The 16861-nt window shown below is 41.7% G+C and carries 15 protein-coding genes, 4 tRNA genes and 1 other RNA gene; 10 read left to right on the top strand and 10 right to left on the bottom strand.

Annotation, left to right across the window (positions count from 1 at the left end):
- Nucleotides 1-123: 123 nt before the first annotated feature.
- Nucleotides 124-615 carry a type IV secretion protein Rhs gene (locus AC0KVP_RS04245; RefSeq protein WP_125280003.1) on the bottom strand — a complete coding sequence of 164 codons (492 nt, stop codon included), beginning with the start codon at nucleotides 613-615 and terminating at the stop codon, nucleotides 124-126.
- 219 nt (nucleotides 616-834) lie between these two features.
- On the opposite strand from AC0KVP_RS04245, the gene AC0KVP_RS04240 reads away from it, so the two are divergent.
- On the top strand, nucleotides 835-2460 hold the full coding sequence (locus AC0KVP_RS04240; protein WP_010327297.1) for an NAD+ synthase: 1626 nt from the start codon (nucleotides 835-837) through the stop codon (nucleotides 2458-2460).
- A gap of 117 nt (nucleotides 2461-2577) precedes the next feature.
- Here AC0KVP_RS04240 and AC0KVP_RS04235 read toward each other — a convergent pair.
- Nucleotides 2578-2654, bottom strand: a tRNA-Met gene (locus AC0KVP_RS04235).
- An 826-nt stretch (nucleotides 2655-3480) separates the two neighbouring features.
- Between AC0KVP_RS04235 and AC0KVP_RS04230 the strand changes: the two genes are divergently transcribed.
- Nucleotides 3481-4473, top strand: coding sequence for an RDD family protein (locus AC0KVP_RS04230; RefSeq protein ID WP_010327298.1), 993 nt, complete (start codon nucleotides 3481-3483; stop codon nucleotides 4471-4473).
- Nucleotides 4474-4525: 52 nt separating this feature from the next.
- Here AC0KVP_RS04230 and AC0KVP_RS04225 read toward each other — a convergent pair.
- From AC0KVP_RS04225 to coaD, 4 genes are all read right to left on the bottom strand, one after another.
- A tRNA-Met gene (locus AC0KVP_RS04225) sits at nucleotides 4526-4602 on the bottom strand.
- Nucleotides 4603-4675: 73 nt separating this feature from the next.
- Nucleotides 4676-5053: RNase P RNA component class A (gene rnpB, locus AC0KVP_RS04220), an RNA gene on the bottom strand.
- A gap of 26 nt (nucleotides 5054-5079) precedes the next feature.
- The gene (locus tag AC0KVP_RS04215; protein WP_004695536.1) at nucleotides 5080-5343 is read right to left on the bottom strand and encodes a YfhL family 4Fe-4S dicluster ferredoxin; all 264 of its coding nucleotides are present in this window, start codon (nucleotides 5341-5343) and stop codon (nucleotides 5080-5082) included.
- A 1-nt stretch (nucleotide 5344) separates the two neighbouring features.
- Nucleotides 5345-5836: a pantetheine-phosphate adenylyltransferase gene (gene coaD / locus AC0KVP_RS04210; protein WP_004695534.1), complete on the bottom strand. Its 492-nt coding sequence runs from the start codon at nucleotides 5834-5836 to the stop codon at nucleotides 5345-5347.
- 141 nt (nucleotides 5837-5977) lie between these two features.
- On the opposite strand from coaD, the gene smpB reads away from it, so the two are divergent.
- The gene (smpB, locus tag AC0KVP_RS04205; RefSeq protein WP_004695532.1) at nucleotides 5978-6454 is read left to right on the top strand and encodes an SsrA-binding protein SmpB; all 477 of its coding nucleotides are present in this window, start codon (nucleotides 5978-5980) and stop codon (nucleotides 6452-6454) included.
- Between the two features lie 41 nt (nucleotides 6455-6495).
- On the opposite strand, the gene AC0KVP_RS04200 is transcribed toward smpB, so the two are convergent.
- The 3 genes from AC0KVP_RS04200 to rluD all read right to left on the bottom strand — a co-directional run bounded on the left by AC0KVP_RS04200 (nucleotide 6496) and on the right by rluD (nucleotide 8992).
- A complete protein-coding gene (locus tag AC0KVP_RS04200) occupies nucleotides 6496-7062 on the bottom strand; it encodes a flavodoxin family protein (protein WP_004695530.1) in 567 nt (188 codons plus the stop codon).
- A 106-nt stretch (nucleotides 7063-7168) separates the two neighbouring features.
- The gene (gene pgeF, locus AC0KVP_RS04195; protein ID WP_218289311.1) at nucleotides 7169-7909 is read right to left on the bottom strand and encodes a peptidoglycan editing factor PgeF; all 741 of its coding nucleotides are present in this window, start codon (nucleotides 7907-7909) and stop codon (nucleotides 7169-7171) included.
- A 30-nt stretch (nucleotides 7910-7939) separates the two neighbouring features.
- Nucleotides 7940-8992, bottom strand: a complete 1053-nt coding sequence (rluD, locus tag AC0KVP_RS04190; RefSeq protein ID WP_087012731.1) for a 23S rRNA pseudouridine(1911/1915/1917) synthase RluD — start codon at nucleotides 8990-8992, stop codon at nucleotides 7940-7942.
- A 71-nt stretch (nucleotides 8993-9063) separates the two neighbouring features.
- Between rluD and AC0KVP_RS04185 the strand changes: the two genes are divergently transcribed.
- Together AC0KVP_RS04185 and AC0KVP_RS04180 are read left to right on the top strand one after the other, a co-directional pair.
- On the top strand, nucleotides 9064-10047 hold the full coding sequence (locus tag AC0KVP_RS04185; RefSeq protein ID WP_473339190.1) for an outer membrane protein assembly factor BamD: 984 nt from the start codon (nucleotides 9064-9066) through the stop codon (nucleotides 10045-10047).
- Between the two features lie 194 nt (nucleotides 10048-10241).
- A complete protein-coding gene (locus AC0KVP_RS04180; RefSeq protein WP_473339188.1) occupies nucleotides 10242-12137 on the top strand; it encodes a DNA primase in 1896 nt (631 codons plus the stop codon).
- A 26-nt stretch (nucleotides 12138-12163) separates the two neighbouring features.
- Here AC0KVP_RS04180 and hemA read toward each other — a convergent pair whose 3' ends face one another.
- Complete coding sequence (gene hemA / locus AC0KVP_RS04175; RefSeq protein ID WP_473339185.1) at nucleotides 12164-13447, bottom strand: glutamyl-tRNA reductase; 1284 nt, start codon at nucleotides 13445-13447, stop codon at nucleotides 12164-12166.
- A gap of 78 nt (nucleotides 13448-13525) precedes the next feature.
- Here hemA and AC0KVP_RS04170 point away from each other — a divergent pair, with 78 nt between their 5' ends.
- The 5 genes from AC0KVP_RS04170 to AC0KVP_RS04150 all read left to right on the top strand — a co-directional run bounded on the left by AC0KVP_RS04170 (nucleotide 13526) and on the right by AC0KVP_RS04150 (nucleotide 16843).
- On the top strand, nucleotides 13526-15235 hold the full coding sequence (locus AC0KVP_RS04170; protein ID WP_473339183.1) for a tetratricopeptide repeat protein: 1710 nt from the start codon (nucleotides 13526-13528) through the stop codon (nucleotides 15233-15235).
- 5 nt (nucleotides 15236-15240) lie between these two features.
- Nucleotides 15241-15822, top strand: coding sequence for a lipoprotein insertase outer membrane protein LolB (lolB, locus tag AC0KVP_RS04165; protein ID WP_473339181.1), 582 nt, complete (start codon nucleotides 15241-15243; stop codon nucleotides 15820-15822).
- An 11-nt stretch (nucleotides 15823-15833) separates the two neighbouring features.
- Nucleotides 15834-16664, top strand: coding sequence for a 4-(cytidine 5'-diphospho)-2-C-methyl-D-erythritol kinase (gene ispE, locus AC0KVP_RS04160; RefSeq protein WP_473339179.1), 831 nt, complete (start codon nucleotides 15834-15836; stop codon nucleotides 16662-16664).
- A 1-nt stretch (nucleotide 16665) separates the two neighbouring features.
- Nucleotides 16666-16740: transfer RNA gene (locus AC0KVP_RS04155), tRNA-Gln, on the top strand.
- A 28-nt stretch (nucleotides 16741-16768) separates the two neighbouring features.
- Nucleotides 16769-16843: transfer RNA gene (locus tag AC0KVP_RS04150), tRNA-Gln, on the top strand.
- Nucleotides 16844-16861: the final 18 nt, after the last annotated feature.

Raw genomic sequence — 16861 nt, 5'->3', positions numbered from 1 at the left:
GCTTTGCATTCAAAATAAGAGTCCGCTTCCCCTATGCCACTGGCATTTTTCTTCAAATAATTTGCAATTTATGACTTTAAAATCTGTTGTCTAACAATTACTCCATAGATTTATCTATCGGGGTCAGAAAGAGGCTTTGTGTGCCACAAAGGGAATACACTGCTCATAGGCTGAGCACTCTTCGCCATAGTGTTTTTTGAGAAAATAGTCTTGCACCATTTGCGCCTGTTGTTCAATGCCATAGCTTAAAAACTGCTTGCCTTGTTTTAATGCATAACGATATTGACGGTTAAAAAGCGCCTTACGCACTACAGCGAGTCCCTGCTGAATTTGCCAAACATGCGTTAGCTCATGAATCAACCAAGCTTGTTGATGAATCGGTTGGTCGGCAAAGTTTTCGCACCAGTCTTTGATATTAAAATAGACATGTCCATTGGGGCTAATCGCATAATGAGGCAGCACTGCCCGATGCGCGATAATTCGAACCGAATCCATGTTCAGACTGTTCCCAAAAATACTGCTGGCAAACTTTTTCTCCCCTTCAGTCAAGGGCCGATTTTTAAGTTCAAACTTTTGCTGTATTTTTTGTAAAAGCGGTTGAAACCACACAATCACACTCCATTAAAGGCATTAGAATAATTTGTTCTTTTTAAGGACATTTACGGATTTTTTTTAGAATATCCCTTAAAAAAAATCGCATTTCGTATATAGTATTCGCACTTATTATTGATTAATACTTCTATTTGTTTATCGTCACTTACACCACGTAGAACTTATAGCTATAACAAACTCAATCGTCGTGTATATCCCTATAGGTATAGGATTTAGTTGGAAATGAAAAGTTTTAAAATTGCACTTGCACAGTTCTCTCCGCACATTGGCAACCTTGAAGCAAATGCCCAAAAAATGTTGGAGCAGGCCAATGAAGCAAAAAAACAAAATGCTGATTTAATTATTTTTCCAGAACTTTCGAGCATTGGTTACCCAGCAGAAGATTTACTTCTACGTCCTAGCCTAACCAAACGCACGCAACAAGTTTTTGAACAACTTAAAACAGTAAAAGATATTGTGATGGTCTTTGGTTTTGTCAACCAAACCGAAGATGGTCAACGCTACAACGCCGCTGCGGTCATGAAAGATGGACAAGTTTTGGGTGTGTATAACAAACAAAACTTGCCAAACTATAGCGTATTTGATGAAAAGCGCTACTTCACCGAAGGGCATCAACACCTTGTTTTTGAATATTTAGGGCATAAGTTTGGTGTGTTGATTTGTGAAGATGTTTGGTCACTTTCAACAGTACAACAACTGGCACAGCTCAATGTAGAAACGGCTTTGGTCTTAAATGCTTCACCATATGAAGTCGGTAAGCCGCAGCACCGTGTTGAAACCATGTCTGCACTGGCGAAACAAATGAACCTCAACTTGGTTTATGCCAACCAAGTCGGCGGTCAAGACGACCTGATTTTTGATGGTACAAGCTTCGTGATCGCCAAAAATGGTTCGGTTGTACTTCAAGCTGAAAGCTTTAAAGAATCCCTGTATTTCGCTGAATACGAAGCAGAACAACAAGCCTTTAAGGCCAATGCGCTGCCGCCTGCTTTAGACACTATGGCAGAGATTTATCAAAGCTTAGTGATGGCGACTCGCGACTATGTACAGCGCTCAGGTTTCCCTGGGGTGATTTTGGGTTTATCAGGCGGGATCGACTCTGCTTTAACCCTTGCCATTGCAGCCGACGCGATTGGCGCCGACAAAGTCCAAGCCGTAATGATGCCATATACCTATACCGCCCAAATCAGTGTAGAAGATGCTGCTGAACAAGCGAAGAGTATGGGGGTGACTTTTGGGATTGCTGAAATCAACCCGATTGTGAACAGCTTTATGCAAACGCTTTATCCGTTCTTTGGCAACAGCCCTGCGGATGCAACTGAAGAAAACTTACAAGCGCGTGCCCGCGGTACACTGCTGATGGGTTTATCAAACAAATTTGGTAATTTAGTCCTGTCTACAGGCAACAAATCAGAATTGGCTGTGGGCTACTGCACGCTCTATGGTGACATGGTGGGTGGTTTTTCCGTACTAAAAGATGTGTATAAAACCATTGTGTTTGAACTTGCGAAATACCGAAACAGCATTTCAGACAAGCCTGTGATTCCTGAGCGTGTGATTACTCGCCCACCTTCAGCAGAGTTACGTCCAGATCAAAAGGACCAAGACTCTTTACCACCATATGATGTACTGGATGCCATTTTGTATGCTTATATTGAAGAAGATATGAGCCAAGATGACATCATTGCCAAAGGCTTTGATGCTGAAGTGGTTGCAAAAGTGATTCGTTTGGTCGATTTCAATGAATACAAACGTCGCCAAGGTGCAATTGGTCCGCGTATCAGCTCACGCGCATTTAGCCGTGAACGTCGTTACCCAATCATGAATGGCTGGAAAGCTGGCATATAAGCTGCTGTTCCAATAAAAAAGCCCAAACAGATGTTTGGGCTTTTTTATATCGACATATTCAAATCTATTTTTTACGCACAAAAAAAGAGACCAAGCTGAGAGCTTGGTCTTTAAAAATGGTGGCTATGACGAGACTTGAACTTGTGACCCCCGCATTATGAGTGCGGTGCTCTAACCAACTGAGCTACATAGCCGTAAACTGTGGGGGCATTATCTATACATATTAAACACCCGTCAAGCCCTACCCCATCCCAATGATCAGCATTTAAACAACTGATAATTAAATGTTTAAAATTAATACATATTTAGTAAAAAACATCGGGCACAATAGCTAAATATATAAAGGAAACTATCCTTAAGCAGATCAAATCCTTGCTTATTACTACACTCTTAACAGCACTAAGTGCATGCCAGCTCGTGAGTCCAGCCTTGGTCAATTATAATCACGCTTACATGAATGTTGCCAAATGAATCATCAATCAACACTTATAGAACATGTAACAAAAAACGATGCATGGCACAGCTCAGCAAAGCCCAACAACGCTTATATCATGTTCAAAAAGATCACCATATAAGCAACTTGAAATTGCAATGCTAAATGCTAAATGCTAAATGCTAAATGCTAAATGCTAAATGCTAAATGCTAAATGCTAAATGCTAAATGCTAAATGCTAAATGCTAAATGCTAAATGCTAAATGCTAAATGCTAAATGCTAAATGCTAAATGCTAAATGCTAAATGCTATGCGCAACTAAACTGAACAAAGAATAAAATTACAGGCTAAAAAAATAAATTTTTGCAGAATAATGTACTGCCTATATGCAGATCCAAAATAGCTTCCAAGGATTAAAATCACAGAAGTATCAACTCAATATAAATAAAAAGAATCTCTTCGAATTATTGATTTCATCTCTACAATTCTGTAAAACAGCTCACTATTTAATAAAGTGCTTAAAACTTTAATCACTGATTACTTTTAACATCAAAACCAATAATTTTATAACAGCATGAGTCATTATTTTGGATAATACAATTGAAAATGATGTATCACCTGATACACAACCTTATATTGCAGGCTTTTGGCGTAGGAGCTTCGCATTTATCATTGATGCTTTGCTCATCGGTGCTTTCTGTAACATTATCTCTAGCCTATTAGGTAAATTTCCTTATGAATACCCTATACTCATAACATTAATTGGTTATCTTTTCGTTATTCTATACTTTACTTATTGCAACAGCGTTAACAATAATGGACAAACAATCGGCAAAATTCTTCAATCCATTAAAGTCGTCAAACTAGATCAGCAGTATCTCAGCCTATCCGCCTCATTTCTACGCTCGGCAATTTTATATGCCCCTTTCTGCTTAATGTCTTTTACGCTACTTTTTCACCCAGTATTGAATAGCATCTTTACGATACTTTTAGGTAGCTTACTGATTTCTATAATTTATTTATATATTTTTAATCGGAAAAATCGCCGCTCTATTCACGACTATCTAGCACACACAATTGTCATAAAAAATGGGGTTGAACCTAAGACTATTTCTACAACATGGAATGTACATTTTTACATCGTAACTATTTTAGTTTTCATTTTTTCAGGGTTACAAGTTTGGAACAGTATTACAAGTGACCAAGACTATATTCCTATTTCTTTACAAAATCTAAAATTTAAGGAATTAAGCCAATTTGATTATGGTTATCTCATCCTTCCTAAAAATGAGGAAGGTATAAATCCAACTCAACATTATTATTTAGCCACGATTACCGATCCTAATTTACTCAATAATCCAAGTTATGCTGAAGAATTTGCACAATATATTTTCAAATTAGAACCACGTCATCGTGCAAAATATCTAGAAAATTATGTTCAACTCACCGCTCGCTATCAATTTGGGTTAATTTCAAAAAAACGTTCTTCCACCTATTTAATTGAAACAGATGATCAGCAGAAAATTACTGCTCAGGAAGTTTCTTCACAACAACAAACGCAAATTGGAGGTGGGTATTAAGCCCAAAATAAGGACAAAAAAAGACCACGTTTTGGAACGTGGTCTATAAAAATGGTGGCTATGACGAGACTTGAACTTGTGACCCCCGCATTATGAGTGCGGTGCTCTAACCAACTGAGCTACATAGCCGTAAACTGTGCGCGCATTATGTGGTTTTCTCACCAGTACGTCAAGTACCTTGCGCGCTTAATTGATCAAAATTTGTTGAAGTGAGCCGATAAGCCGGGTTCTGTCGAGAACGATCATTCCTCTAGGCGTACAATCACTCATACGCTCAAGCGACCTACCCGGATCCAGCATGGGCCATGCCTAAAGGATCCCTATTTGGTCTTGCTTCCGGTGGGGTTTACCATGCCATGAACTGTTACCAGCCATGCGGTGCGCTCTTACCGCACCCTTTCACCCTTACCTCCGATTTCGATTGCTCGAAACCACAATGAAGGCGGTCTACTCTCTGCTGCACTTTCCGTCGGCTCACGCCGCCCAGGCGTTACCTGGCACCTTGCCCTATGAAGCCCGGACTTTCCTCCCCTGCTTCAATCACGGAGATCTCCACAGCAGCGATCGTCTGGCTCACTTCGAGGCGCATAGTATCAAATCTTAGACTTAATTGCTTGCGCTTTTTTGAGCAATCAGCTTTTTATATTTATCCATGAGCTCATCCTCAGTTTCCGCATGATTAGGATCCAGCGGAATACAGTCCACTGGACAGAACAATTGACACTGGGGTTTATCATAATGTCCGATACACTCTGTGCATAAATCTGGATTGATTTCATAAATCAATTCCCCCATGAAAATGGCTTCGTTGGGGCACACAGGTTCACAAACATCACAATTGATGCATTCATCGGTTATATATAAAGACACGCTACCAACCTTGTTGATGTTTACGTTCAAAAGCAGCGACTACAGCTTGCGGTACAAACTTGGTCACATCACCTTTTAAACGTGCTATTTCACGAATCAACGTCGATGAAATAAATGAATACTGCTCTGACGGCGTTAAAAATACTGCCTCAAAGTGTGAATCAAGTTGACGGTTCATATTGGCTAACTGGAACTCGTATTCAAAGTCAGACACTGCACGCAATCCTCGCAGTACAGCCGTTGCTTTTTGTTCACGGAAGAAGTTCACCAACAAACCATCAAAACCTACAAACTCAACATTATCAAGATGGCTTAATGATGCTTTGGCCAAGCTCACACGCTCTTCTAAACTAAAGAGAGGGTTTTTATGATGACCAATGGCAATGGCTACCACCACTTCATCAAACATACGTGATGCACGTGTAACCAAATCAATATGACCATTGGTAATTGGATCAAAAGTCCCCGGGTAAATGACGCGAGTTTTAGACATCCATTTTTACTCTGTTGATTTTGTAGAGCCATATTTTAGCAAAAACTTGTTTTATAGGTGAAGAAACTCTATAAATTTGAAAAAACTTCACCTTAACCATGCTTTAAGGCACAATAGGTACATTGTTGGAAGTAATTGATTATGGCGAAAGCAACTGTAGTTAAAAAAAATACCAGCGGGACGATTGCACAGAATAAACGTGCACGTCACGACTATTTTATTGAAGAAAAATTTGAAGCTGGCCTGTCACTGCAAGGCTGGGAAGTGAAATCATTACGTGCAGGTCGTATGACGCTGTCTGAGAGTTATATCACCTTTAAAAATGGTGAAGCTTTCCTGTTCGGTGCTCAAATTCAGCCTTTACTCAGTGCATCTACGCACATTGTTCCTGAAGCGACCCGTACCCGTAAGTTACTGTTGAACCGTCGTGAACTGGATAAGCTACTCGGCGCAGTGAATCAAAAAGGTTATTCGTGTGTTCCACTTGTTGCTTATTGGAAAGGACCACGTGCGAAATTAGAAATCGCTTTAGTGAAAGGCAAACAGCTGCATGACAAACGTGCCACGGAAAAAGACCGTGACTGGCAACGTGATAAAGCCCGTATTATGCATAAATAATAAAAAACCTCCCATGTGGAGGTTTTTTATTATCAGAACTGTTAATAGTCAGCTTTTAGCTCAACCAAATATTTTCCAAACTTTCGAGCAGTTTCCAAGTCACCTTCAGGTGGGGTTATTTCAATACTAGCGTTGTCTGACTGAGTCATCAAACCTAAAAAGCTCGACATCCGATTAATATCGTGTTGGCTACGTCCCGTCGGCATAAACGGTAAACCAGCCCACAACATACCATGCTGCATAGCAAATAAATTAATCTGCTGTAATACCGCCAGTTTATCGCCACTTAAGCCCCCACCATTGGTAAAGCCTGCAGCCAGTTTTCCTTGCCAAGCCCGTGCTAACCAGCGCTTAGAGGAATCTTCCATAAACTGCTTAAGCGCTGCTGTAAGACTGCCCATATACGTTGGGCAACCCATCACAATAATATCGGCCTGATCTAACAAGTCCCACTGCACTGCAGCAACAGAAATTAAATGCACATCAGCACCCGCCTGCTCTGCACCTTGTGCAATATACTGAGCGACTTTCGCCGTATGACCATAGGCGCTATGATAAACCACACACACATGAACAGGTGTAGCAGAAACAAGATCAGGTACAGACATGAAAACTTTTAAGACCAAAGAATTGAGTTAAGTTTAACACTTCCACTCGCTGAGGGGGAGTAAGTGTAAGGATTAAAACAGCCAAGCACTTGATCAGAAACCCAAACTATTGCATAAACACAAAGGTCGCCATACGCCCAGTTTTGGCATGACGTCGATAAGAAAAGTACTCATTCGACTGGCTAAAGGAACACTGATCACCGCCAGAGACCACTTCAACCCCGTGCTGTTTTAGAATGAATTTTGCGATTGCATATAAGTCAGCATAATACTTTCCAGCTTGCTCACCTGTTTGAAATGCAGACTCAAGCTCAGCATACTTTGAACAAAAGGCTTCTTTTACTTCCGCCCCAATTTCAAAACAAGGTTGGCTAATAGCCGCACCCAACCAAGCCCATGTCGGCTGAGTGTTCATACTGGCAATGGTATTTTCAATAATGCCATGCGCCAACCCACGCCAACCTGCATGCAAATTGGCCACTTCAGTTCCATCTGCATTGCCTAAAACCACTGGCAAACAATCGGCTGTCATCATCATCAGGGCATGGTTTGTACGCTGCGTCACCAAACCATCCCCTTCTTGAGCATCAAAGTCAATTTGCTCATTCACTACACGACATATAGTGCTGTGAGTTTGCGTCATCCATGTGATTTTATCGACCCCATAGCCTGCAAACTCTTCGAGCAAGATCATGCGATGCTGTTGCACACGTGCAGCATCATCCTGTACATGCAAAGCCAAATTAAAGCCTTGTAGTTCAGTTTGAGTAGTCTCTAAAGCACGATCATGATGCACACGGGTTTGCCCCACAAAAACACCTGCCGGAAGTCCTTGAACAAATTGCATATACTGTCCTTATGATGATTCATCTATAACTTAGTAGGCTTTGTTTTCCGTACGGAGTACATCGACCAAGGTCGCCAAGTCTGCAGGCCACGGCGCTTTAAACAACATTTCTTCACCTGTACGTGGGTGTTTCAAGCCGAGCTCTGCTGCATGCAAGGCTTGACGTCTAAAACTGCGCAAGGTCTCATCTAGAAGTTCTGTTGCACCTGCGGGCACGCGCACACGCGGCATATACACAGGATCGCCAACTAAACCAAAACCAATATAACTAAAATGCACACGAATCTGATGCGTACGTCCAGTTTCAAGACGAGCTTGGATGCGGGTGAAATGTTGGAAGCGCTCTTTCACGTTGTAGTGTGTTACAGCATCTTTACCGCCTGGCAATACCGCCATTTTGACACGATCGACAGGGTGACGTTTAATCGGTTCATCCACCGTGCCACCAGCAATCACATTGCCATACACAATTAGGTCATAAACACGATAAACCGTTTTTTTCGCCAATTGCTTGCTGAGTGAAAATTGTGCTTCTAAGTTTTTCGCAACGACCAACAAACCAGAAGTATCTTTATCAATACGATGTACCAAACCCGCACGAGTCAGTTCTGCCGATTTTGGATAGTGATGCAATAATGCATTTACCAACGTACCTGATGAGTTGCCCGCACCTGGGTGAACCACCATCCCAACAGGTTTATTAACAACAATAATGTCGTCATCTTCATAGACAATATCCAGCGGAATGTCTTCAGGCAGGCTACGAGTTTGCGCTTCTAGCTCAACTTCAAGGGTTAACAGTTCAAATCCTTCACATTTATATTTCGGTTTAACACTGTTACCATTTACCAACAAATGGCCTTCTTTTAGCCACTGTTTGAGTTTTTCACGCGAAAAGTCGCTCCAAATCGTTGCTGCAACTTGGTCTATACGTTGTCCGAGATAAGTTTCATCCAATTGAAATTGCAACGATAAACGTGTTGCAGTAGAGCTTGAAGTATGGTTATCTGCATCCTCAGAATCTTCAAGTAAATTGAAATCGGTTTCAGGGAAATTTGGATCGGAAGATTGTGCTTGAGCCATTTGATCATTCAAATAAAAGTGATTTAATAGCGCAATTGTAGCTCATTGCCCGTATTAACAGAGGAATTTTTATGTCGCTACCACATTATAAAATGACAATGCTTGCTCTAACGATTGGCATTGCATCTGCAATGGTAGGCTGTAGCAGCAATCCCAAGAAAGAAGTGGTAGATACCGGTCCACAATCGAGTGAACAGGTTTATATTCAAAAAGCAGAAAAAGCACTGCAAAGTGGTCAATATACCGACGCTGCAAAACACTTAGAAGCATTAGATACCTATTACCCTACAGGTGAATATGCGCAACAAGCTCAACTAGAGCTGCTCTATGTGAAGTTTCAGCAGAAAGATTATGAAGGTGCGATTGCACTGGCTGATCGTTTCATTCGTTTGAACCCTCAGCATCCAAACGTGGACTATGCCTACTATGTCCGTGGTGTAGCCAATATGGAACAAAACTATGATGGTTTGATTCGTTATACTTCTTTAAAGCAAGCACATCGCGATGTGAGCTATCTTAAAGTGGCGTATCAAAACTTCGTAGACTTTATTCGTCGTTACCCTTCAAGCACTTATGCTGTAGATGCTGCACAACGCATGAAGTTTATCAGCAATGAGTTGGCTGAAAGCGAAATGAATGCCGCACGTTTTAATATCAAACGTAAAGCATGGGTCGCAGCACTAGAGCGTGCTCAATGGGTGATTGAACATTATCCGCAAAGCCCTCAAGTGCCTGAAGCTTTAGCAACTGTTGCTTATTCGTATGACCAATTGGGTGATAAGCAAACTGCGCAACAATATACCGATGTCTTGAAACTAAATTATCCAAATTTAGTGAAATCGAATGGTGAAGTGAACTTACGTGCTGCCCGTAAAGAAGCAAGTTGGGTCAACCGTGCGACTTTAGGTGTGTTTGGTCGTGAAGAACAAAACAGTTCTGAAGAAAAAATCGAGCAACCCAAACAAACAACAGAGCGCAGCTTTACCAACCGTATTAGTTTCGGTTTACTCGATCGCCCTGATACACAGCAAAACATCAATACTGAAACCGAATAATTCCTCTGAAATATTCGCTATTTTAGAAAGGGCAAGTTATCATACTTGCCCTTTTGTTTTGTGCGATTTCCGCTTGATCAAAACGCCTAAAAGGTATACAAAACAATCTAGATTCGATGGTTTTTTGCATTTTACAACCTCCATCTCTGCTTATTTTTCACGGTTTTCAAAACATCAGCGACTGACGATTCGACATGGCTATTCCTCAACACACCATTGACCAAATTTTAGATCGGACCGACATTGTCGACCTGATTGGTCAACGTGTGAAACTTAAAAAGTCAGGTCGCACCTATTCAGGCTGTTGTCCGTTCCATCAAGAAAAATCACCATCTTTTCACGTGTATCGTGACAAACAATATTTTCACTGTTTTGGTTGTCAGGCCAATGGGAATGCCATTCGTTTTTTAATGGACATCGACAGTCGTAGCTTTATTGATGTGATGAAGGATTTGTCGAGCCAAACAGGCATCGAACTTCCAAAAGACAACCGTGACTCGAAAAAACTGGTGTATAAGCGCGAAGCTAAACCTGCCCAAAAACCACAGGTCGATGTCGCAGAAGCCAAGAAAACCGAGCCAGCTCCAGCACAACCTGAGTTTCAGATTGAGCATGATCCTTTTGCTGAATTTCATTCCATGGACTACCAAGAGGGTTACGCTGATTTTGATACGTTCGAGGGCTTCAACACCACACCCGTTCAGGAAGGCAACTTATACGACCTGTTAGAAAATATTGCGCAATACTATGAGCAACAACTACCGCATAGTCGCTCTGCTCAGCAGTACTTTAAACAGCGTGGTCTCAGCCGAGATACCATTGCATATTGGCGTTTAGGCTATGCACCTGAGGACTGGCAACACTTAGAGAAAGCCTTTCCGCAAGATATCGAAGGCTTAAAGCTACTCGGATTGATTCGTACCAGCGATAACGGTCGTGACTTTGACTTGTTACGGGATCGTGTCATATTTCCGATTCGTGATGCCAAAGGTCGTGTCGTGGGCTTCGGTGGACGTGCTCTAAATGACGAAATTAAGCCCAAATACATCAACTCGCCAGACTCTGAGGTATTTCATAAAAACCAATTGCTTTATGGTTTATATGAAGGCCGTAAGCAAAAAGCCCAAGACTGGCTGATGGTCGAAGGCTATATGGATGTGATTGCGCTACAGCAGTATGGCATTGCAGGTGCCGTGGCGACCTTAGGAACTGCCAGTAACACCGAACACTTAAATATTCTGTTTAAACAAAACAACCGTATTACCATTGCCTTTGATGGTGACGTGGCTGGACAAAAAGCGGCTCGCCGTACTTTAGAAATTGCATTACCTTTGCTCAATGATGGTCGCGAGCTGAAGTTCTTTGTTTTACCGAATGATCATGACCCTGACTCACTGATTCGTCGTGAAGGTATTGAAAACTTTAATAAACTGCTCCAACAAGCTCCACTGTTGTCAGACTTTGTTTTTGCACATCTGACGCAGAACCATGACATCAGCAGCCCTGAAGGTAAAAGTCAGGTCATGAGTGAGTTACGTCAACTGACGGACTTATTGCCAAAAACAGGCTCTTTCCGTTATTTGCTAAATCAATCCTTCAAAGAAAAACTTGGTTTTGGTCGTCGCTGGACACCTCAAGTCAGCAACGATGCCTCGTTGTCTTTTAATATTCGCACCAAAGATGAAGACTTCGCCCTCGCCGTTCTGATCCATCATCCGTTTTTGTATATTCACTTTGAAACTCTACGCGCCTATTTACCTGAAGATGAACTTTTAGCGCATGTGCTACAAGTTTTAGATGGCATCTTTGATGATTTACCTGATGACCAAGAACTGGCAACCTATTATGTTTTGGGTGCATGTAGCCGTTATGCCAACGCGATTGCTGATATTATGCAGCGCACAAATATTGAAGAACTAACTAAAACACCAGAACTGGCGGATAAACTGGCCAGTGAATATGCTCTCTCGCTTGAAGAAAAATATTTAAAACTTAAACTTAAAGCCCCAAATTCATTAATTGAGACACGAAATTTAAAACATAAACTCTTTGAACTGACCAAAAAAATAGGCTTAAGACTGATTACTTAAACCTATTACATTTTTTGTATTTGGATTTACTTTTTAGTTTTACGACGTTTAGCAAAAGTCTCATTTAAACACGTTTGCATTTGTTCAAAATGACTTGGATCTTCTGATTTGGCTGCTTCACGCAGCATAATCGAGGTCGGATGTAGCAACTTCTGCGTCAAACGATGTGCAAATTCTTGCATCACCTGCTCGGCCTGTTCTCCTTTTGCAATTCGTGCTAATGCTAGCTCTAGTTCTTCTTGTCTTAACTGTTCACCTTGCTGACGGTAAGCATGGATGGTTTCACCCGCCAGATTGACCTTTTGCTGGGTCACTAACTCCGTTGCTAGTTGGTTAACCATCACCTCTGCTTCAACCGCCGCCTGACGACGCTGAGCAAGGTTTTCATCAATCACCGACTGTAAGTCATCTACGCCATATAAATAGACGCCATCCAAACTTTCCACTTTCGGGTCGATATCACGCGGAACAGCCAAATCCACCATCAACATTTGTTGATAACGACGCTTTTTTAAGGCAGCTTTGACATCTGGATAATGAATCACCTGATGTAAACTTCCCGTACAACTGGAAATGACATCTGCACGCGCTAAGTTATTGGCCAACTGATCAAACTCAATAATTTCAACATCTACACGATGGGCTATTTCTTGAGCCAAAGCTTCAGCCCGTTCACAGGTACGGTTACAAATGAGGATTTTTGCGACTCCCATTTCAGCCAAATGCTTCGCCACCAAGCTATTCATTTCGCCCGCAGCGACCACCATGACTGTCAACTTTTCAGGCTTACTAAACACTTGTAATGCAAGCTGAGCCACCGCGTAACCCATCGATACAGCATGACTACCCACAGCCGTTTCAGAGCGGACGCGTTTCGCCGCATAGAAAGCATATTCAAAAATTCGGTTTAAATGAGGAGAAACAGTATGAGCCGTCTTCGCTAGAGATAGTGCTGATTTAACCTGCCCCAAAATTTGCGGTTCACCAAGCATGAGTGAATCTAAACCGCTTGCAACACGCATTAAGTGAGTGACAGCCTGCGCATTTTCATAACGGTATACATGATTCAACAATTGTTTAACATCTATGCCATTTGCTTGGGCGAGCCAGTTTAATACCATATCTGAGTTTTCAGACATGGCATACACTTCTGTTCTGTTACACGTAGAGACCACTACCATTTCATTTAAGTCTTGGTTTTGGCCTTGTTGCTCAAGCAGTTGCGTTAACTTTTCAGGGTTAAATGCAATTTGCTCACGCAATTCTACGGAGGCGGTTTGATGGTTGACACCCAATGCAAAGAAAGACATATCAGATCATCATTTCGCTAAATTTATGCTATTGTGCAATAACGGTGTCATAAAAAGCATTACTTGGATCAAGAAAAATTGCGTCAAACACATTGCCGACTGAGCGGCGCGAGAATTAAGCAATATTCTACCACATTCTTACTCGTCGGTAGCATGGCATCTAGTGCTCATCTTAGAGCAGCTGGAGATTTTTCGCTATCTAATTATGATGCAATTCAACAAAGTATGATTGCCGAATTTGCACTGGCTTATCAAGACAGCGCGACTGCCCTGCATAACTATACTGTGTTGGCGATTAAAAGTAATTCCACCACCATTAAACAGCGCGCTTTAAATATTGCCCTTGAACAAAATGACTTGCATGCCGCACTCGACATTGCAACGCATTGGGTGGTGCAAGAGCCTACCGATGTTCCAGCCTTATTTTATTTATCTCACATTGCACTCAAAGCACATGAATATGAACTTGCAGCTGAAACACTCGATAAAATTCTCAACATTGATGCCAATGCTGATTTAGAGCAAATCCTTGCGGGGATTGCCCCTGAAGAACCTGAAGATCAAGAAATTCTCATCCAAGCACTACGTTCAAGTAAAGAGCGGAACAATCCCTCTATTTTGGCATTGATTGCAGGTTTAGAGGCGCAAAATGGCCAGCTTGACCAAGCCCTAACCACCATCAATAAAGCCCTAAAAAAGCGCGGAAAAGTCACAGGCTACATCCTGATGAAAGCCAACTTACTTAGCGCACTCGGTCAAGAAGAAGAAACCCGTAATTGGTATGCAAAATCGAGTCGTAAACACCGTGACAATGTCGATGTCCGTTTAGCCGAAGCCAAATATCTGATTAAAATCAATGCGTCAAATGAGGCCTTAACCAAGCTTGAGAGCCTGATTAAAAAATGGCCTGACCAAGAAGAAGCCTTGTTTATTGCGGGATTAACCAGTATTGACTTAAAGAAGTACGAAAAAGCGGAAAAATATCTGGTTGAACTACGTAATTCGGCCAAATATCAAAATGAAGCCTATTACTATCTTGCGGTGAATGCTGAACGAAAACAGCATTTTGAAACAGCCAAGGCCTACTATCGTCTGGTCGATGGTAGCCTGTATACCGTATCACGTCGCAGCCTCATCAGTATCTATACCCAGCAAAACAAACCCAATGATGCTTTACGCTTTTTAACCCAAGAACGGGTGAACTATCCACAACATGCAAGCTTTTTGTATCAGGCGCAAGCCGATATTTTAAAGCGCATGAATAATAAAGCCGCAGCCATGCGACTGTTAGATGAGGCGATTAAGAACTTACCAGATGATCCTGAACTGATCTATTCTGAAGTGCTAATGTTGGATGCACATACAGATAAAGACAAACTTGAAAAGTTGCTGAATCAACTGTTAAGTATCGAGCCTAATAGCCCAACCTATCTCAATGCTTATGCATACACTTTAGCCTTGCAAAACAGACGCTTAGATGATGCACGTAGATTTGTTGAACATGCTTTAGAATATGCCCCCGAACAAGCCTCCATCTTAGATACCTTAGGCTTTATTTGTTACTTACAAAATGACTTTAGCACTTCAGCCAAAGTCTTAGAAAAAGCCTACCTTATCAGTGGTAGTGTCAATATTGGCGTGCGTTATGCGCGTTCAGTCTATATGCTCGGTGATCTGCAAAAATTCTCCACTGTGTTACAACAACTCAAACAAAAACATCCAAATGATCCTCAATTGGATCAACTCAATACTTTATTGTTACCCCAACAACTGAAAAAGAGCTCATAGTTTTTATGCGTATTTTCTTAAATCTGAGCTTAAGCTTACTTGCTGCAAGTAGCTTGGCACTAACAGGCTGTCAACAGTTTACCAAACCACAGCTTGACCCAAACACCATACAAACCGAATCTGATCAACAATTTAGCTTACAGGGTAAAATTGGGGTGCGTACGCCTGAACAGACAGGCAGTGCTTTTTTCACATGGGTACAACAGCAACAAGAGTTTGATATCGAGCTCAGTGGAATTTTAGGCGTTGGTAAGACGCAAATTACTGGTCGTCCAGGTGAAGTTAGCCTGAATAGTGCTAAAACTGGCCTCATCCAAGCTGAAACCCCTGAAGAACTTTTAAAAACAGCAACTGGTTGGCAGGCGCCCATCACCCATTTAGTCAATTGGGTTCAGGCTAAACCCGCAACAGTTCAAGCACAAATCCAACGTGACAGTGCCAAACGAGCAGTACAGATCATTGAAGATGGTTGGAGCGTTGAGCTGAGCTATAACGAGCAAGCCCATATGCCAAATCGGTTAATTTTAAAACAAGCACTTGAAAATGGTGCAGAAAACCGTATTACAATGGTCATTCAAAACCGCTAGTTTATCTTGTTATGATCCGTGTCCCTGCCCCATCAAAGCTGAATTTGTTTTTACACATTACGGGTCGTCGTGAAAACGGCTATCACGAACTGCAAAGTATTTTCCAGTTGATCGATCTGTGTGATTGGTTGGAATTTGAGCCTCGTACAGATCAAGAGATTCATATTGAAGGCTTAAACAGTGTCGATTTGAGTCAAAATCTGATTTATAAAGCGACACAGATACTTAAGCCGTATGCACAAACAGCCACCGGTTTATCCATTCGTCTTGAAAAAAATATTCCGATGGGTGCAGGCTTAGGTGGCGGTTCATCGGATGCCGCAACGACATTAATCGTGGTCAATCAACTTTGGCAATGCGGGCTAAATACTGAGCAACTAGCAGACTTAGGTGTTCAGTTAGGCGCAGACGTTCCCATCTTTATCCATGGTCGCAATGCATGGGCTGAAGGCATAGGTGAGCACTTAACATTCATAGACTTAGATCAAAAACAATACATTGTGTTAAAACCTGATTGTTTTATCAGCACTCAATTGCTTTTTTCACAAAAAACATTGACAAGAAACACGAAGAGCTCTAAATTTTGCGCCTATCAGTTAAAGTCATCTGATTTTGGAAATAATTTTGAGCCTTTGGCAAGAAGTTTATATCCAGAGGTAGATGAAGCGATGCAATATCTCGACCAGTTCGGTGTTGCAAAACTTACAGGTACAGGTGCTTGTGTTTTTGCTGAAGTAACGAGTGATATGAACATTGATGATGTTCTTGCAAATGCACCATGTAAAGCTTACTTGGTCAACAGCTTGAATGAATCACCAATAAGACATTTCAACGTTACCTGATAGGGGTATCGCCAAGTGGTAAGGCACCGGTTTTTGATATCGGCATCCGTTGGTTCGAATCCAGCTACCCCTGCCATTTTATTTCACCTGTAGATGACTGTACTAGGGGTATCGCCAAGTGGTAAGGCACCGGTTTTTGATATCGGCATCCGTTGGTTCGAATCCAGCTACCCCTGCCATTTTACAGTAATCAAATT

This window comes from Acinetobacter sp. DL27, assembly GCF_055810995.1.
Note: the sequence above shows the minus strand (reverse complement) of the source record. Positions and strands in the feature narration are given on the sequence as shown.